This is a genomic window from Frateuria sp. (genome assembly GCF_035695185.1).
Taxonomy (GTDB): Bacteria; Pseudomonadota; Gammaproteobacteria; order Xanthomonadales; family Rhodanobacteraceae; genus Frateuria_A.
In genome coordinates this window covers 1-2088 of the sequence record NZ_DASSES010000218.1, presented here as the reverse complement: position 1 = coordinate 2088, position 2088 = coordinate 1, and the positions used below count along the sequence as shown (strand labels likewise).

Sequence of the window (2088 nt, the reverse complement as noted above, 5' to 3'; positions counted from 1 at the left end):
CTTCCGATTGCAGCTTGGCGATGTACGCCTGCGACTTGTCCGCCCAGTCGGCCGGCAGCTCGCCGGCGAGGCGACGCTTGAGCTCCGCGGCGAGCTCCGGGTGCGCCTTGGCGTAGGCGTCGAAGGCTGCGTTCCAGTCCTGCTCGCGCTTGGCGCCCTTGTCCTTGGCGTCCCAGCCGGCATAGATCTCGGCCGGGATTTCGAACGGCGGATGGCTCCAGCCGAGCTGCTGGCGCGCGGCGGCCACCTCGTCCTTGCCCAGCGGGGCGCCATGGCTTTCTTCCTTGCCCTGCTTGTGCGGTGCGCCGAAGCCGATGATGGTCTTGCAGCAGATCAGCGTCGGTCGCTCGCGCTGCGCGGTGGCCTGCGAGAGCGCGCGCTTGATCGCCTCGGCATCGTGGCCGTCGACGTCACCGATCACGTCCCAGCCGTAGGCCTGGAAGCGCTTGACGGTGTCGTCGGTGAACCAGCCATGGACTTCGCCATCGATCGAGATGCCGTTGTCGTCGTAGATCGCCACCAGCTTGCCCAGCGACCAGGTGCCGGCCAGCGAAGCGACCTCGTGCGAGATGCCTTCCATCAGGCAACCATCGCCGAGGAACACATAGGTGTGGTGGTCGACGATGGCGTGGCCCGGGCGGTTGAAGTGCGCTGCCAGCACCTTCTCGGCGAGCGCGAAGCCGACCGCGTTGGCCAGGCCCTGGCCGAGCGGACCGGTGGTGGTTTCCACCCCGGGCGTGTGGCCGTATTCCGGGTGGCCGGCGGTCTTGGAGTGCAGCTGGCGGAAGCGCTTGAGCTCGGCCATCGGCAGGTCGTAGCCGGTCAGGTGCAGCAGCGCGTACTGCAGCATCGAACCGTGGCCGTTGGAGAGCACGAAGCGGTCGCGGTTGGGCCACTTCGGGTTGGCCGGGTTGTGCTGCAGGAAATCGTTCCACAGCACCTCGGCAATGTCGGCCATGCCCATCGGCATGCCCGGGTGGCCGGACTTGGCCGCCTCGACGGCGTCCATGGCGAGGGCTCGCACGGCGTTGGCAAGTTCGCGGCGGGTGGTCATGGGTGCGTCTCCGGGCAAGCGGCAAAGTGTGAATTGTCGCCGATCGTACGGTTACTGTCGCGTCATCGCCCGGGCCCCTCGAGGCCTGCCAATTAATTGGGCCTTAATTTTTCGCGCGTCGATATCGAAGCGCTTCAGGCTGGCCTGCGTTCAATGATTCGAGCACATGCCCCGTGTGCACCGTCCGGCGTGTCCCCACGCGCCCGATGGCCTGACCTCAAAAGCAGGAGAATCCCCATGAACAAGACGCTGTTCGCACTCGCCCTCGCTTCGACCGGTCTGCTGGCCGGCCCGGTCCTCGCGCAGGACAGCTCCGCGGCCCCTTCGGCCACGCCCGCCTCCGACCAGGTCGCCGACAGTACGGCACCGGCGGGCGGCAACTACCAGTCCAGCCAGCCGGTGGGCAGCGGCAACGGGTTCATCGACGCCAACGTCGGCCGCACCAATGGCAACAGCAACGGCGGTTTTGGCAGCGATGCCAGCGACTTCAACTTCTTCAATGGCCACCGCGGCCGGCGCACCGGCTACGGCCTGCTGGGCGGCTATCGCTGGAAGGTCGGCCACGACCTGGGCCTGGGCGTCGAGGCCGGCTATACCGACCTGGGCAACTACCGCCTGCGCAACGTGTTCAACTCCCAGCCGGTGAACCAGCGCGAGACCACCAATGCGTTGCGCGGCTGGATGCTGGGCGTCAACGGCCGCATCGACCTGGCGCCGCAGTGGTACGTGAGCGCGCATGGCGGCTACTTTCGCGCCAACGACAACAACGACCGCTACTACGACACGGTGAGCCAGGAGCTCGGCTTCTCCGACGGCAGCCATCCGGGCCGCGGCAGCTGGTATGCAGGCATCGGCACCGGCTGGGACGTCAACGACCACTTCGGCATCGGGGTGGGTTACGACTACTTCCACGCCAACGCGGGCCACTTTACCAATCCGACGACGGGTGAACGGATCACCGGACTGAAGCGCTCCACCGGCATCGTCTCGCTGGTCGGCGAGTACCGCTTCTGAGCGAAGGGAACGGCGGGTGG

At 67.1% G+C, this 2088-nt stretch carries 2 protein-coding genes; one reads left to right on the top strand and one right to left on the bottom strand.

Annotated features, from left to right (window positions below; translation table 11 throughout):
- Nucleotides 1-1054 (bottom strand): thiamine pyrophosphate-dependent enzyme (locus VFH59_RS18030; RefSeq protein WP_325166310.1); only part of this gene is annotated, 1054 nt, incomplete at its 3' end.
- Nucleotides 1055-1291: 237 nt separating this feature from the next.
- Here VFH59_RS18030 and VFH59_RS18025 point away from each other — a divergent pair.
- A complete protein-coding gene (locus tag VFH59_RS18025; RefSeq protein WP_325166309.1) occupies nt 1292-2068 on the top strand; it encodes a porin family protein in 777 nt (258 codons plus the stop codon).
- Nucleotides 2069-2088 lie beyond the last annotated feature (20 nt).